A 15,701-nucleotide genomic window follows, 5' to 3' on the forward strand; every position below is an offset into this window, starting at 1 on the left:
CATGAAAAAATTAACATTACTCATCCTTGCCATCTTTATGGCAGGATTTATGCAGGCACAAACCAAAAAGTTTAAAAATATGGAAAAGAAAATTTTGTTCGTCATTACCAGTCATGGAACAAAAGGCGACACCGGTGAGAAAACAGGATATTATCTGGGGGAAGTGGCTCATCCGTGGGAAGTTCTTCACAAAGCAGGATATGAAATCGATTTTGTAAGTCCGAAAGGCGGAACTTCTCCGGTAGACGGATTTGATCTGAAAGATCCGGTAAACAAAGAATTCTGGGAAAACGAAAAGTATAAAAACAAGATCGATCATTCCATGAAACCATCGGAAGTGAATCCGGAAGACTATAAAGCGATATTTTATGCGGGAGGTCATGGTGCGATGTGGGATTTTGCAGACAACACCGAACTGGCTTCCATCGCTTCTCAAATTTATGAAAACGGCGGTGTGGTTGCAGCAGTCTGCCACGGTCCGGCTGGTTTGGTCAACATTAAACTGAATAATGGTAAATATCTGGTTGACGGTAAAAAGATCAATTCTTTCACTAACGAAGAAGAAGCTGAAGTAAAATTAACCAACGTGGTTCCTTTCCTTCTGGAAGATAAGCTGAAAGAAAGAGGCGCAAAATTTGAGAAATCCGGACTTTGGCAGGTTCATGCAGTGAGCGACCAGAGAGTAATTACCGGGCAGAATCCTCAGTCTGCGAAAAGTGTAGGCGAAGAAATTCTAAAGGAATTGAAAAAATAAACAGACTAGTTTAAACTAATTTCAGAATAAACCGCAAAAGGGACAAAAGATAATGATAAAGCGAATTTCCAGAATAATCAAAGTGCTCAAAAGAATAAAAATCAAAGATTTTTAAAAACTATTGTGACCTTTTTTATTTATAATCACCAACTTTAAATAAAAGTTGAGTTGATCCTTTTGACTTTTGCGGTTAAATAAAAAGTTTAAACAGATTTAATAATGAAAAGAGCTTTTCAGATATGGAAAGCTCTTTTGTTTTTACCCTTGGCGTTTAAACATTATTTTCCAATCGGCATATGGGTAGAAATGGCAATTCTGTTCCACATATTAATGACAATACCTGCCATAATGATATCTGAAATCTGGGTTTCATCAAAAAGTTCTTTTGCCTTCTGATAGGTTTCTTCGGTTAATCCTTTCTCACTGATTAACGTAATTTCTTCCGCAATCATCAGAATAACCTGTTCTTCCTCCGTATAAAGTTCTTTCGCATCTCTCCATGCATTCAGCAGGAAAATTCTTTGCGGTGTTTCGCCATACTTCAATGCATCTTTCGTATGCATATCCAGACAGAAAGCACATCCGTTGATCTGCGAAGCTCTGATTTTGATTAATTCTTTCTGAATCGGACTTAAAAAGCTGTTCTGAAGAGAAGTTTCCATGCCTATTCCCGCTTTGTACGCAGCAGGATGAACGGTTGTCCAGTTGAATCTTGCACTCATAATATTTTGGTTTAAATTTCTGAGACAAAGTTCCGGTTTGAAGTCTGTAAAAATCTTAAACTGGTTTAAGAACGTAATTTCGCCCTGATTTCACTTAAATATTCCGGAGTAAAACCTAAAAAAGAAGCCACCAGATATTGCGGAATTCTCTGGATAAACCACGGATATTGGGTACTGAAATGCACATACAGCTCTTCCCTGGAAAATTCGTAAAGATAACGGATGCGCCTTTCTGAAGCGGCATATGCTCTCTGATAGATCATCCTGAAATACCTCTCCATAACGGGATGCTTTTTCAGCAGTTCTTCCTGATCTTTTAAATCAATTTTTAAAAGGTGTGATTTCTCAACCGACTGGATGGAAAAGTTGGAGACACCCTGTCTTTCGTACGCAAAAGTATCGGTGATCCACCAGTTTTCAATTGCAAATTCCGTAGTCTGCTCCACTCCTTTTTCATTGATGAAAAATTTTCTCAGACAGCCTTTTTCCACAAAATACATCGACCGGCAGATTTCTCCTTCAGTCATCAGATTCTGTTTCTTCTTACTATCCATTGGTTGAAAAAATGAAAGAATGGAAGAAAATTCATCATCGGTTACCGAAATAAATTTTTCCAAATGCTGCATGAAAGTTTCCATTTTTTTTGAAAATTGTATAACCAAACTTAACTTTATTTTTTTAGTTTTACAAAACAAAAACGTAAATTATGGAAATTGTAGCTAAAATACTCATTGCCGCTGTTGCCCTCGAACACCTTTATATTCTTTGGATGGAAATGTTTGCCTGGGAAACCAAAGGAAAAGAAGTTTTCAAAGCAGCCTTACCTCCCGAAATGTTTAAACCGACCAAAGGTTTAGCCGCCAATCAGGGACTGTACAATGGTTTTCTTGCAGCCGGACTCATCTGGTCATTCTTCATCGAAGATCCGAAATGGCAGACGAATATCGCTTTATTCTTCTTAGGATGTGTTGCCGTTGCCGGAATTTACGGTGCCATTTCAGCAACAAAGAAAATCTTTTTTGTTCAGGCTTTACCTGCAATTCTCGCGATTATTGCAGTGATTTTAAAATAAAAACCCCTACCGCAGATTTCATAACCCTTCATCATTTTGAAGTAAAAATTTCCTCTCTATTAAAATAAATGAGGAATATTTGTATTGGTGACCTTTCGTACGCTGAGCGGAGCCGAAGCGTACCGTAGAAATCTACAGCTTCCAATCAATATAATAAACAAAATCATTTGTTCAAAACCTCTTTGAGCTTCTTCTTTAATCTCTCAGGTTTAAATAACCCTTCATAATATCCAATCAAATTTCCATATTTATCCAGAATAATCCACGCAGGATAAACCGGCTGACTTTTATTCTTTGATAAAGCCAGAGCCAGCTCATGAATTCCCAAATTTCCGTTAGACAGATAATGGTATTCTTTTCCTAAAAAACGGATGTTCTCTTTTGTTTTTTCAGTTTCAAAATTGATAATATAGAAATGCTGATTGATGAGTTCAACCAGTTCTTTATCCTTATTTAAATTGAATTTCTCGATTTTACAGACGCCACACCAATCGGTATAAAGATGAATAATGATGGGTTTAGGATCTTCCTTCTGCTGAATTTCCAAATCCGAAAAAGTGCCGGTTTTCATCTGCGAAAGACAAAAACACGGCACCAACATTAAAAATAAAAATATCGTTAGGCTTTTCATTTTATATATGTTTTTTCTTATAAAAATCTTTTAAACGCAAAGTTTTAATTTTTTCTATTTCATATAAGTGAGCAAAGATGGATCAACAGGTTGATTTGATAAAGCTTTTCCTTACGCTTCGTGAAGCAAATTTATTTGCCTTTGCTTTCTAAAAATATTCTTGTTCATTAGAAAAATCTTTGCGTTAAAATTCACAACTATTTTAAAGTATATTTCACCCCCAAAAAACCTCTTATTTTCTGCATCGGCGCATATCCGTACGTCGTATCAAAAGTATAATGATAAGGATTGCTTACCGGATCATTTACATTTTTATCAAACGGATCAAAAGGTCGCATCAACGGATCTTTCGGAGTAAAATTGAAAAGATTTTTAATTCCGCAATACACTTCAAATCCGGATTTAAAACTCTTCGAAACCTGAATATTCGCCAAAGTATACAACGGAGAATATTCAGGTCGGTAATCATTCGGTAAAACCGGCAGTCGCATCGGTCCGTAAAACTGTCCTGTAAAATCTATTGTCAGATTATTTTTGAACTTATAACTCAGATTATAAGTTCCGCTCCATTTCGGGGCATGAAGCTGCTGCGTTTTTTCATTTTCCCCATCAAACTTCTGATAAACATCCAGATACGTCACTCCCAGATTAACACTCAAAGGAAGATCAAAAGTATAATCCAGATTTAAAGAAGCTCCTCTCGAAATTCCGTACCCCTGAAGATTGTCGTAAATAATTTTCGCAGGATCGGTATCAAAATCGCCGACAATTTTGTTGCTGAAATACGTATAAAATGCAGAAGCATCCAAATTAATCAACTGGTCTCCAGCAGGAATTTTCCATACATAGTTTATATTTCCGTTGATAGATCTTTCAGGCTTTAAATTCGACCGAATCACCACTTCACGCGAACCCGTTAATGCAGCGTGATCTTCGGTAAACAAATTCACCACACGGAAACCCGTCCCAAAATTGAATCGTACAGTATGATAAGGATTCGGTGAAAATTTCCATGCAAAACGCGGAGAATGTACGGCATGATGAATTTTATCATAATCCAGTCTGTAACCCAGCAACAACGTATTTTTCTCATTAATTTCCCACTGATCCTGAAAAAAAGCTCCAACAATCGGCGACCTCATCGGTTCGTTGGTTAATCCGTCCGCAGACAATGTTCCCGGCGTATTGTCATCATAGTATGTCTTTTTAAACGTAACCCCCAGAATCAAATCGTGTTTTCCGAATTTTTTATCCCAATACGTCTGGGTAAAAGCCACTTTCTGATTCGCCAGAAAAGGATTATTGCCGTAAAAAGAATTCTGGTCATGAAAATTATAAGAAAACTGGGTAATTATATTCTCTTTTAAAGGCCATTGATAAACCCCGAAAGCTTCTACTCTATTCGTATAAATACTCTCTCCGTATACTTCATTGCTTCCCCGATACGATCTATTCCACTGCATTTCTCCGCCAAAACGGTCTTCATATAAATATCTCAGAGCAAAACTCCCCAATCGGTTTTCCTTCCTCCGAAAATTCCATTTGTTAAAAACTGAAATTCTGTTCTGTAAAGCTCCATCCGTAAAATTGTCTTTATTGTAATCGAATCTTTTTGTATAGTTAAAATAATTCATGCTCAACAGCGAAGCGACATTCTTTCCCAAATTAAATTTCGTGGAAAGGTCTACATTATTTTCACTCCACGTTGTCGTCATGAGATCGACACTTAATTTGGGTGCAGTCAAAGCATTTTTAGTAATAATATTAATGACTCCGCCCATTGCTTCGGAGCCGTAAATAGAAGAAGCTGGACCTTTTACTACCTCAATTCTGTCAACAAGACTGTTGGGAATTCCGCTCAGTCCGTAAACGGTGGACAGCGAACTGACAATCGGCATTCCGTCAATCAAAATCATCGTGTAAGGACCTTCCAGTCCGTTAATGTGAATATCTCCTGTGTTGCAGACGGAACAATTTAACTGAGGCTTTACTCCATTGACCATAGAAATGGCTTCAAAAATGCTCGGCGTCGGATTTTTCTGAAAAAACTTCTGCGAATAAATTTCAACATTTACAGGACTTTTCGATTTGCTGATAGGTTTTATCGTTCCTGTAATCACCACATCATCAATATTTTTTGTTTTGATTTTTGGATTTGAAACTTTTGCAGAATCGTGCTCTTTCGACCCATTCAAAGCCAGACTGTCCGTTTCCTGTGAAAAGCAGAAACCCGAAAAGAAGATTGCAGAAAATAATATTCGCCTCATGAAATTATAATTGTTAGACAAAGCTAACAATTATTTTCTAACCACAAAACTCAACTGAAAAATATTATTAAATTGAATTCATGAAAAAGTGTTAAATTTGAGAATCAACATATAAAAGTAAAATGAGATATCATCAGTCGGGAAATATTCCCCAGAAAAGACACACGATTTTTAAATCTCCTGAAGATAAATTTTACTATGAACAGCTTTTCGGGACGGAAGGTTTTCATGGAATTTCTTCTTTATTGTACCACATTCACCGTCCTACGCAGATAAAATCCATCGGCGAACCGAAGGACGTAGCTCCGAAAATTGTTATTGATAAAAACGTAACGCCAAGAATGTTTAAGGGAATGAATGTAACTCCCGAAGACGATTTTCTGGACAGCCGTAAGTTCCTAATGGTGAACAACGACCTGAAAATGGGATTGTCGAAGCCAAGAAAATCAATGGATTATTTTTATAAAAATGCCGAGTGCGATGAACTTTTATACGCGCACAGCGGAAGCGGAATTTTAAAAACTTTTGTGGGAAATCTTGAATTTTCTGTAGGGGACTATTTAATTATTCCGAGAGGAACCATTTATCAGGTGGAACTGCATTCTGATGATACGGTTTTCTTCATTCTGGAAAGCCATTCTCCAATCTACACTCCGAAAAGATACAGAAACGAATTCGGACAGTTGCTGGAACATTCTCCTTTCTGCGAAAGGGACATCATCACTCCTACCTTTGTGGAACCGAAAGACGAAAAAGGAGAATTTTTAATTAAAGTAAAAAAGGAAAACCAGATTACAGACTTCATCTACGCAACGCATCCGTTTGATGTTGTAGGATGGGACGGTTATTTTTATCCTTACAAATTCAATATCAAAAACTTTGAGCCGATTACGGGAAGAATTCATCAACCGCCTCCGGTTCACCAGACTTTCGAAGCTCATAATTTCGTAGTCTGCTCGTTCTGTGCAAGAATGTACGATTATCATCCACAAGCCATTCCGGCTCCTTACAACCACTCAAATATCGATTCGGATGAGGTTTTATTTTATACGGAAGGCGATTTCATGAGCCGAAACCATATCGATTTAATGGATTTCACGCTTCACCCGGGAGGAATTGTTCACGGACCGCATCCGGGAGCTATGGAAAGAAGTATCGGTAAAAAATTCACGGAAGAATATGCTGTAATGGTAGATCCTTTCAGACCTTTGAAAATTACGGAAGAAGCTTTAAAAGTGGAAGATCCTTCTTACAAAACTTCATGGCTGGAAAGCGAAGACAATCATCTTGAAGACCGTTCTCAGGAATAATAAAGCTTTTTGCGACTGGCTTCCGGCTTTTAGCACTGAAATTATTATCAAAATATATTGAGGACTGAATATTAATATTTCAGTCCTTTTTTTTTGAATCAATTTAATTAAAACATGATAAAAATCTTCGAATAATAAGACTAAGTAAAAACAATATGAACTATCTTTAAGACTAAGAAAAATTCATAAAAAATTTCAATATGCAAAATTACATCAGCGCAGAAGAAGCTATTTATACCATTAAAAGCGGAAACCGTGTATTTTTTCACGGAAGCGCCTGTACTCCCAATTACTTAATCGACGAACTAGCGAGGCAATCCCATCGTTTGGATAATGTAGAAATGGTTTCCATTACCCAGCAGGGAAATGTGGAAATTGCAAAACCTGAGTACAAAGACAAATTTTTCGTTAATTCTTTATTTGTTTCGTCTCCTGTACGCGATGCAGTGAATTCCGACAGAGGAGATTTTGTTCCCGTATTTCTAAGTGAAATTCCTATTCTTTTCAGAAAAAATATATTACCGCTTGATGTTGCTTTAATTACTGTTTCACCGCCCGACAGACATGGTTTCTGTACATTGGGAACCTCCGTGGATGTTGCAAGAGCTGCGGTGGATACCGCAAAAATACTTGTCGCAGTTGTGAATCCTTTAATGCCGAGAACGCATGGCGACGGAATGATCCACATCAGCAGAATTCATAAGCTTGTATGGCATGAAGAAGAACTTCCAACCGTAGATTACGGGGCAAAAGTAGGTCCTGAAGAAATGCTGGTCGGTAAAAATGTTGCGGAATTAATTGACGATAAATCCACCCTGCAAATGGGAATAGGAACCATTCCGGATGCGGTTCTGAAATGTCTTCACAATCATAAAGATCTGGGAGTACATACCGAAATGCTGAGTGACGGTGTAATAGATCTGATCCAGAATGATGTCATCAACAATAAATATAAAGGCTACAACGACAATAAAACCATTACCAGTTTCTGTTTTGGCACAAGAAAACTGTATGATTACGTGGACGATAACACGGTATTTTCATTTGATGATGTGAGTACGGTGAATTTCCCGATCAATATCATGAGAAATAATAAAATGGTTGCTATCAATTCTGCCATTGAAATTGATCTTACCGGACAGGTTTGTGCAGATTCTATCGGAACGATGCAGTACAGCGGAATCGGAGGGCAGATGGACTTTATGAGAGGAGCCGCATTGAGCGAAGACGGAAAACCGATCATCGCCATTACTTCGAGAACCAAAAAAGGAGTGTCCAGAATTGTTCCTTTCCTGAAACAGGGAGCCGGAGTGGTAACCACAAGAGGACATATTCATTGGGTGGTAACGGAGTACGGAACCGCTTATCTTTACGGAAAAAATTTAAGGCAGAGAGCTCAGGAATTAATCAGTATTGCGCATCCCGATGACAGGGAAATGCTGGAAAAAGCTGCCTATGAAAGGTTTAAGCATTAATATTCTCTATATTTTAAGAGCTTATTTTTCTTTCTGCCAGTCAAAAAAACAGTCTGCGATTTAACATAATGAAATAGTTAAAAAAAAATCAGTCAATTGGCAGTATATTTGCAAAAAAGCTTTTAAAAACAGGAAATTGAAAACGATATATAATTCGATAAGAGAAGAGGTTGTTAAGCATCCCAAAGTGAAAAATTCAGTTCTGGGGAATGTGCAGGAATGGAAGCGAAGCCATTATATTATCCTTTCTGAAATCATTAAAGATGAACTTTCTGAAGCAGAAGAACTTAAAGGCGGAAAAAAATTTGAAATAGGCAATACCATTTCCCACGTTACCCTTCAGCGTTTTTTCGAGAATGATTATCAGGATAAAACGCACAATGATCTCAGATTTTTAAAAACACTGGATAAGATATGTATTTTTCTGGGATACAAAGATTTAAATGCTTACATACAGTTTATAAAAGAAAAGAGACAGGGAGATGATGAAGACAACAGTCAGAAATTCTTTCGGATGGTGTACGACTACTGCGCTACCGTTTTTGAATTTTACAAGCAGTTTCCTCAGCATAAGACAGAGCTCTTCACAGATCTGGTATTCAATGAATCGCCCTTTATGGAAAGAGCCTCACATTTCAGCAAAGAATTGTGTGAAAGAGATTTTCATCTGGTAACGAAAAATAACCGTTCGAATTATGAAGTATTTGACATCCATATTGTGACAGATGAACCGGACAAAAAAATTCTGGAATCTCAGGAATTCTGGAACCTGCTTTTTAAAGTAGGAGCAACAGGTGAAGAACATTTTGTCAACCAGCTGAATACACAGATTTATTTTATAAGAAAAATAGACAATGTGTGGAAAATATGGGATAATTATAACCCGGATGCAGGAAGATTAAACAATCTAAAATAAAGAAAGCCGCAGGAAAAACCTGCGGCTTCATTTTTCGAAATATTTTTTTTTCACTTGTTAGTAATACAAATCTATACATATTATTAGCAGAATAATAAACTTAAATATACTTAAATGAACTTTTCTTTACGATTATGTTAAATCAACCTAACGATTGTTTGTTAATATTTTTCGTATTAGTAAGAAATTCGTAATTTGCATTCCCATAAATATAAAAGTAAAAATAGAAATATGTCAACACTTACATTTGCCGAAAAAATTGCTCAGGCTGAAAATTTTTTACCGATCAATGGTACAGATTACATTGAGTTTTATGTAGGAAATGCTAAACAGGCTGCACATTATTATAAAACCGCTTTTGGTTTTCAGTCTGTTGCATACGCTGGTCCTGAAACTGGAGTAAGAGATCGTGCTTCTTATGTTCTTCAGCAGGGAAAAATCAGATTGGTACTTACCACAGGGCTTAAATCTGATTCTCCAATTAATGAGCACGTAAAAAAACACGGTGATGGAGTGAAAATTTTGGCTCTTTGGGTAGATGATGCCTATTCTGCATTTGAAGAAACTACAAAAAGAGGCGGAAAACCTTACCTTGAGCCGGTAACGTTAACAGACGAAAACGGTGAGGTAAGAATGTCCGGAATTTATACTTACGGAGAAACCGTTCATATGTTTATCGAAAGAAAAAATTATAACGGACCTTTCATGCCGGGTTACGAAAAGTGGGAAAGCGATTACAAGCCTGAAGACGCAGGTTTATTGTATGTAGACCACTGCGTAGGAAACGTAGACTGGGACAGAATGATTCCAACGGTAGAATGGTATGAAAAAGTAATGGGATTTGTAAACATTCTTTCTTTTGATGACAAGCAGATTAATACAGAATATTCTGCTTTGATGTCTAAAGTAATGTCCAATGGAAACGGTTACGCAAAATTCCCGATCAACGAACCTGCAGAAGGGAAGAAAAAATCTCAGGTAGAAGAATATCTGGACTTCTACGAAGGTGAAGGAGTACAGCACATTGCGGTAGCTACAAAAGACATTATCCATACCGTAACTGAACTTAAAAAACGTGGGGTAGAATTTTTATCTGCGCCGCCTGAAGCCTATTATGACATGGTTCCTGAAAGAGTGGGACACATCGACGAAGATATTAAGAAACTTCAGGAGCTTGGTATCCTTATTGATCATGATGAAGAAGGATATCTGCTTCAGATCTTTACAAAACCTGTAGAAGACCGCCCTACTCTATTCTTTGAAATTATTGAAAGACACGGAGCGCAAAGCTTCGGAGCAGGAAACTTCAAAGCATTATTCGAAGCATTGGAAAGAGAACAGGAAAGAAGAGGAAATCTTTAATTTTATAGTAACAGTGAGTTTTGTCAGGATGAACAGTCTTGACAAAACTTTTTTATAAAAAACACATTAATATGAAAAAATTTTTAATTGGAATGTTATTTTTAGGAGCGAGCTTTGGGCTAAAAGCTCAGTATGGTTCGCTGAATGATATTCTTACAAGACTTGAGGAAAGAAAGGGAGTCAACCAGAATCTGGAAGCGGTAAATATTGACAACAAAAAGTTTATTTTCATCAACGATGAAGCAGACCATACCGAAAGGGATTTTATTGTCATTAAAGGAAACAAAGCGACTTATGTAGAGGTTTTTGATGATAAAGCTACTGGAGAAAGCAGTTCAAATGTTTTTTCAGGGGATATTGTAAGAAACAGAAAGAACATCATTTCTTTAAGAGCTGATCTTCTGGAAAACAAAAAAGTTCCGATCCCCGTTACCAAAACGCTGCTTTTAACAAGACAGGACAATATTCTGTACCTGATTGACGTGAATACAAAAGCACGTTGGATTGACGAAGAATCTTTTTCTAAAGTTAAAAACAAAACCAAATCTAAAAAGTAATATTTAAACAAATATTACAACCAAAAATTCTAACGGATTTATATAAAGTCCAAACTAAATTCTAAAATTATGAAATCATTTGTAGAATATTCATCAGATTCAGATTTTTCTATTCATAATATTCCGTTTGGTGTAGCGGTTTTCAACAAAGAATACATCGGGTGCTGTACAAGAATCGGTGATCAGATCATAGATCTGGCAACGTTGTACGATTTAGGGTATTTCGAAGAAATTGAAGGCTTTGGCGATAACGTTTTCGAAGCCTATACCTTAAATGAGTTCATCGAGCTTGGAAAGCCCGTAACAAATGCCGTTCGTTTAAAAATTCAGGAATTATTACAGGAAGGTTCTACTTTGTCAAAAGACGAAAAAACCATTGAAGAAGCTTTCTATGAGCTGGATCAGGTTAAAATGATGATGCCGGTTCATATTCCGAATTACACAGATTTTTACAGCAGCATCGAACATGCAACCAACGTGGGAAAAATGTTCAGAGATCCTGCAAATGCACTGCTTCCTAACTGGAAACATCTTCCGGTAGGTTATCACGGAAGAGCTTCCTCTATCGTCGTTTCAGGAACGGAAATCAACCGTCCGAAAGGTCAGATGAAACCTGTAGATGTGGAAAAGCCAATTTTCGGACCTTGCAAACAACTGGATTTTGAACTGGAAATGGCATTCATCATCAATAAAAATACCGAAATGGGCGAAAGTATCTCAACCAAAGATGCTGAAGACGCGATTTTCGGAATGGTGGTTTTCAACGACTGGTCGGCAAGAGATATTCAGTCTTGGGAGTATGTTCCGCTGGGACCATTTTTAGCTAAAAATTTCGGTTCCTCTATTTCGCCGTGGGTGGTTACTCTGGAAGCTTTAGAGCCATTCAGAACCGCTTCTCCTACACAGGATCCTGAAGTTTTGGATTATCTGAAATTTGAAGGAGATAAAAATTACGATATCAATCTTGAAGTCTATCTTCAGCCTGAAAACGGAGAGCAAAACCTGATCTGCGAAAGCAACTACAAGCATATGTACTGGAACATGACGCAGCAACTGGCTCATCACACCGTAAACGGCTGTAACGTGGAAGTCGGAGATCTGTATGCAAGCGGAACTATTTCAGGAAGCGATCCGAAATCTTTCGGTTCCATGCTGGAATTAACATGGAGAGGTCAGAATCCGATTCAGTTAAACAACGGAGAAGAAAGAAAATTCATCAACGATAACGATACCGTAACCATGAAAGCCTGGGCTGAAAAAGACGGGGTAAGAGTTGGTTTTGGAGAGGTTTCTGGCAAAATTATTCCTGCTGTTTAAATATAAAATTTATAGATAATTTTTGACACATAAGTCACAAAGAAGTTTTTATCTGCATAAGAGAACACATTAGTTTGAAAATCTATCGATTTTCATTGAATTAGGCAAAACACAATTATGGAACTTACTAAGAAATACATCAATGAGCTTACGTATAAGATAATTGGCGCATGTATAGAAGTTCATAAAATTGTTGGTCCGGGTCTTTATGAAGAAATATATCATAAATGTTTAGAAAGAGAATTTGATTTGCTTGGCATAAAGTATAAAAGTGAACTTGAAATTCCATTAATCTATAAAGGTTTAAAGATTGACGGTAAGGTTAAATGTGATTTTCTAATTGAAAATGCTATAGTATTGGAAATAAAATCCGTTACAGAATTTCATAATATTCACAGAGCGCAAACAATGAATTATATGAATTTGCTTAAAGTTTCAAAATCAATTCTTGTAAATTTTAATGTTTATAATCTTTATCATGAAGGAACGGAAACATTTGTAAATAAAGACTTTGAAAATCTGTTATAAATGAAAATCTATAGATTTTCAAACTAATGTGTACTAAATATTTTCAATATTTTGAACTTTAAACTTATGTGACTTATGTGTTAAAAAAAACAATATAATAATGAAAACACTCATCCCCTCTGAAATAACTCCAGTACAACTGCAGACAGTAATGCAGACTGCCGTTTCACCGCGTCCGATTGCACTGGCTTCAACGGTTGATAAAGACGGAAACAGCAATCTGTCGCCGTTCAGTTTTTTTAATATGTTCAGTACAGTTCCTCCGGTTTTGGTTTTTTCACCTTCAAGAAGAGTTCGCGATAATACGATCAAACATACGCTGGAAAACGTTCTTGAAGTTCCGGAAGTGGTGATCGGAACGGTTAATTTTCCGATTGTACAGCAGATCTCTTTGGCTTCAACAGAATATGAAGAAGGCGTTAACGAATTCATTAAATCCGGATTAACGATGAAAGATGCTGATCTTGTTCAGCCTAAATTAATTGAAGAATGTCCTGTAAATTTTGAATGTAAAGTATTAGAAGTAAAATCTTTAGGCGATCAGGGCGGTGCAGGAAATCTGGTGATCTGTGAAGTTCAGAAAATTCATATCCGGGAAAAATATCTGGATGAAAACGGAAATCTGGATCAGGCAAAACTGGATATGGTGGCAAGACTGGGAAGCAACTGGTATTCCAGAAATACGGCAGACAATCTTTTCGAAGTTCCAAAACCACTGGTAACGAAAGGAATCGGCTTCGATCTTCTTCCGGATGAAATAAAATTCAGCAGAATATTTACAGGAAACGATTTGGGAATGCTGGCAAATGTTGAAATACTGCCTTCAGGAAATTATCATTCCGATGAAAAGATTCATTTTGAAGCCCAGAAATTATTACTGGAAAGTAAAATTGAAGAAGCCTGGAAAATTCTGATTTACTAACATTTATGAGAAAATTCATCCTCTTATTACTGATCCTGTTTGGTTTACAGTCCTGCTATTATCCTGTAAGAAAAGACTACGGAATTTACAGCAAATCTCTGGTGTTTTCTAACGATCAGAAGTGGCTGGTTAATAATATCAACACGACGGTTGATGAACATCACAAGGAAATGATGACATCTGCAACCATGAAATTATTTAACGAATTAAGCGGCGGGAAAGCCTATGATTTAAAGACAGCAAAATCCGAAAACTTAATCAGTCATGATATTCCGTTCAGTCCGGAAACAGAAGATCTGGAAGACCTTAAAAACAATTCAGACTTTAACTTTCTGGTGAATATTTATACGTTCAAAGTCCGAAACGGGTTAGACCATACTTTAGGCGTACAAGACGAATACAGAAAAAATGAAACTTTCGCGATGATGGATGTTTATGACATCAAAACATTGAAAAAGATCTACACCCTCAAAGCCTATTCGGAAGTTTCTGTAGAAAAAGGTGAGAAAGCAACGATCTTTACACCGTCCACGGAAATGATGACGATGAAAAACTTCAGAAGTCTTTTAAAATCCGTAAAAAAGAATGCCATTAAGCTGAACAAATAAATAAGGAGTGAAAATTTTCACTCCTTTACTTTTTAGAAACAACACTGAGATCGTCCGTTTACCGTAACGATTGTACCATAATCGTTTGGACATCCCGAAGCGATACAAGTACTGTCTCCATCGCTGAGATAGAAATTGTAACATCCTGTTGGCGGACAAGATTGTACTCCTTTTCCTACAATAGCTTTTTGTGCCTCTCTGGTTAATTTTTTTAAATTTTTCATAGCAGAATAATTTGGATTTGTTAATCTCACTAATGTATGAAAAATTTTCAATCCGGAAACTTACATTTTCTCTTTAATAAACGCAATGCATTTTTCTGTAACTTCATGAAGGTCTTTTGGAAGTTGTTCCTCTTCCCACGGTTCCTTTGCTCCAAAAGTATGATTGGCATTTTCAACCAGATACAGTTCAGAATTAGGATTCAGGATGTGAAGATGCTCTGCGCTTTTTACATTTACTGCTTCATCTTCCGTTCCATGAATGATTAAAAAATGTACTTTCGCCATTTCGGCTGCTCTTTCCACATCAAAACGGTGAAAATTATTTTCAAAATCTTCATAAAACTGATAATAATGAGGCATTTCCTGCTTTGTTCTTCCATTCATCACATAATACACTCCGGCTTCCTTCCATTTTTCGAAGGCATCGTTTTTCGGGAAGCGATCCAGTGTGTCTACACTTGCAAGGGTAATTAAACCTTGAATTCTTTCATCCTCAAAACTTTTGATGATTGAAATTCCTCCTCCCCTGCTGTGACCGATCAGGATAATCTTATCAGCATCTACTTTTTCATTTTTAACGAAATAATCAATCACGGTTCCCAGATCCGAAAGTTCCTTAGAATAATTATTATTTCCAAACGCTTCAAGATCAGCAAATTCATGAGGATTTTCAACCGTTATTCCGTTGTGCGAAAAATTAAATTTAACAAAGAAAAATCCGGCTTCCGCAAACTTTTCAGCCATAAGATTCCATGCGCCCCAATCTTTGTAGCCTTTATAGCCGTGAACGAAAATCACCAACGGTAATTTCTGTTCAGTTTCCGGAAAAAATGCATCGGCGAAAAAGTGTCTGGTTTCAGGATTGGAAATAATGATATTTTGCTTTTTTGTGATCTGCATATTGTATTGTATAATAATGTATTAAAAATTTTTCTTTGTCATTCCGACACAGCATTAATCGATGCGAGCATCGTTCAGGAAATTTATATTCAGATTTCTTCATTCCGCTATGGTCTATTCAGAATCATAATTTCGA

Annotated in this window: 17 protein-coding genes; 11 read left to right on the forward strand and 6 right to left on the reverse strand. The window is 36.8% G+C overall.

Features of this window, described 5'->3' with window-relative positions; translation table 11 throughout:
- The first annotated feature begins 1 nt into the window (after position 1).
- On the forward strand, positions 2-754 hold the full coding sequence (locus AC52CF_RS15685) for a type 1 glutamine amidotransferase domain-containing protein (RefSeq protein ID WP_496517363.1): 753 nt from the start codon (positions 2-4) through the stop codon (positions 752-754).
- Between the two features lie 278 nt (positions 755-1,032).
- On the opposite strand, the gene AC52CF_RS15690 is transcribed toward AC52CF_RS15685, so the two are convergent.
- Together AC52CF_RS15690 and AC52CF_RS15695 are read right to left on the reverse strand one after the other, a co-directional pair.
- Positions 1,033-1,476 carry a carboxymuconolactone decarboxylase family protein gene (locus tag AC52CF_RS15690; RefSeq protein WP_214588781.1) on the reverse strand — a complete coding sequence of 148 codons (444 nt, stop codon included), beginning with the start codon at positions 1,474-1,476 and terminating at the stop codon, positions 1,033-1,035.
- 65 nt (positions 1,477-1,541) lie between these two features.
- The gene (locus AC52CF_RS15695; RefSeq protein WP_496517364.1) at positions 1,542-2,114 is read right to left on the reverse strand and encodes a Crp/Fnr family transcriptional regulator; all 573 of its coding nucleotides are present in this window, start codon (positions 2,112-2,114) and stop codon (positions 1,542-1,544) included.
- 68 nt (positions 2,115-2,182) lie between these two features.
- On the opposite strand from AC52CF_RS15695, the gene AC52CF_RS15700 reads away from it, so the two are divergent.
- A complete protein-coding gene (locus AC52CF_RS15700; protein WP_496517365.1) occupies positions 2,183-2,548 on the forward strand; it encodes a DUF1304 domain-containing protein in 366 nt (121 codons plus the stop codon).
- Between the two features lie 163 nt (positions 2,549-2,711).
- On the opposite strand, the gene AC52CF_RS15705 is transcribed toward AC52CF_RS15700, so the two are convergent.
- Positions 2,712-3,179: a thioredoxin family protein gene (locus AC52CF_RS15705; protein WP_496517366.1), complete on the reverse strand. Its 468-nt coding sequence runs from the start codon at positions 3,177-3,179 to the stop codon at positions 2,712-2,714.
- A 197-nt stretch (positions 3,180-3,376) separates the two neighbouring features.
- Positions 3,377-5,446 carry a TonB-dependent receptor plug domain-containing protein gene (locus AC52CF_RS15710; protein ID WP_496517367.1) on the reverse strand — a complete coding sequence of 690 codons (2,070 nt, stop codon included), beginning with the start codon at positions 5,444-5,446 and terminating at the stop codon, positions 3,377-3,379.
- A 122-nt stretch (positions 5,447-5,568) separates the two neighbouring features.
- Between AC52CF_RS15710 and AC52CF_RS15715 the strand changes: the two genes are divergently transcribed.
- The 9 genes from AC52CF_RS15715 (at position 5,569) to AC52CF_RS15755 (ending at position 14,441) form a co-directional block, all read left to right on the forward strand.
- Entirely contained in the window at positions 5,569-6,756 is a 1,188-nt protein-coding gene (locus tag AC52CF_RS15715) for a homogentisate 1,2-dioxygenase (RefSeq protein WP_214588777.1), read from the forward strand.
- Positions 6,757-6,956: 200 nt separating this feature from the next.
- A complete protein-coding gene (locus AC52CF_RS15720) occupies positions 6,957-8,231 on the forward strand; it encodes an acetyl-CoA hydrolase/transferase family protein (RefSeq protein ID WP_214588776.1) in 1,275 nt (424 codons plus the stop codon).
- Positions 8,232-8,367: 136 nt separating this feature from the next.
- Positions 8,368-9,147: a hypothetical protein gene (locus AC52CF_RS15725; RefSeq protein ID WP_290266568.1), complete on the forward strand. Its 780-nt coding sequence runs from the start codon at positions 8,368-8,370 to the stop codon at positions 9,145-9,147.
- A 231-nt stretch (positions 9,148-9,378) separates the two neighbouring features.
- Entirely contained in the window at positions 9,379-10,509 is a 1,131-nt protein-coding gene (gene hppD / locus AC52CF_RS15730) for a 4-hydroxyphenylpyruvate dioxygenase (RefSeq protein ID WP_214588774.1), read from the forward strand.
- Between the two features lie 71 nt (positions 10,510-10,580).
- Positions 10,581-11,066, forward strand: a complete 486-nt coding sequence (locus AC52CF_RS15735; RefSeq protein ID WP_214588773.1) for a hypothetical protein — start codon at positions 10,581-10,583, stop codon at positions 11,064-11,066.
- A 69-nt stretch (positions 11,067-11,135) separates the two neighbouring features.
- Positions 11,136-12,383, forward strand: a complete 1,248-nt coding sequence (gene fahA, locus AC52CF_RS15740; RefSeq protein WP_214588772.1) for a fumarylacetoacetase — start codon at positions 11,136-11,138, stop codon at positions 12,381-12,383.
- A 117-nt stretch (positions 12,384-12,500) separates the two neighbouring features.
- Entirely contained in the window at positions 12,501-12,911 is a 411-nt protein-coding gene (locus AC52CF_RS15745; RefSeq protein ID WP_496517368.1) for a GxxExxY protein, read from the forward strand.
- 100 nt (positions 12,912-13,011) lie between these two features.
- The gene (locus tag AC52CF_RS15750; protein WP_214588770.1) at positions 13,012-13,833 is read left to right on the forward strand and encodes a flavin reductase family protein; all 822 of its coding nucleotides are present in this window, start codon (positions 13,012-13,014) and stop codon (positions 13,831-13,833) included.
- A 5-nt stretch (positions 13,834-13,838) separates the two neighbouring features.
- Positions 13,839-14,441, forward strand: coding sequence for a hypothetical protein (locus tag AC52CF_RS15755; RefSeq protein ID WP_214588769.1), 603 nt, complete (start codon positions 13,839-13,841; stop codon positions 14,439-14,441).
- A 32-nt stretch (positions 14,442-14,473) separates the two neighbouring features.
- Here AC52CF_RS15755 and AC52CF_RS15760 read toward each other — a convergent pair whose 3' ends face one another.
- A complete protein-coding gene (locus tag AC52CF_RS15760; protein ID WP_214588768.1) occupies positions 14,474-14,665 on the reverse strand; it encodes a bacteriocin-like protein in 192 nt (63 codons plus the stop codon).
- Positions 14,666-14,725: 60 nt separating this feature from the next.
- Positions 14,726-15,565, reverse strand: a complete 840-nt coding sequence (locus tag AC52CF_RS15765) for an alpha/beta hydrolase family protein (protein ID WP_214588767.1) — start codon at positions 15,563-15,565, stop codon at positions 14,726-14,728.
- Between the last annotated feature and the right edge of the window lie 136 nt (positions 15,566-15,701).

The sequence above is a fragment of the Chryseobacterium sp. 2P genome, assembly GCF_059579425.1.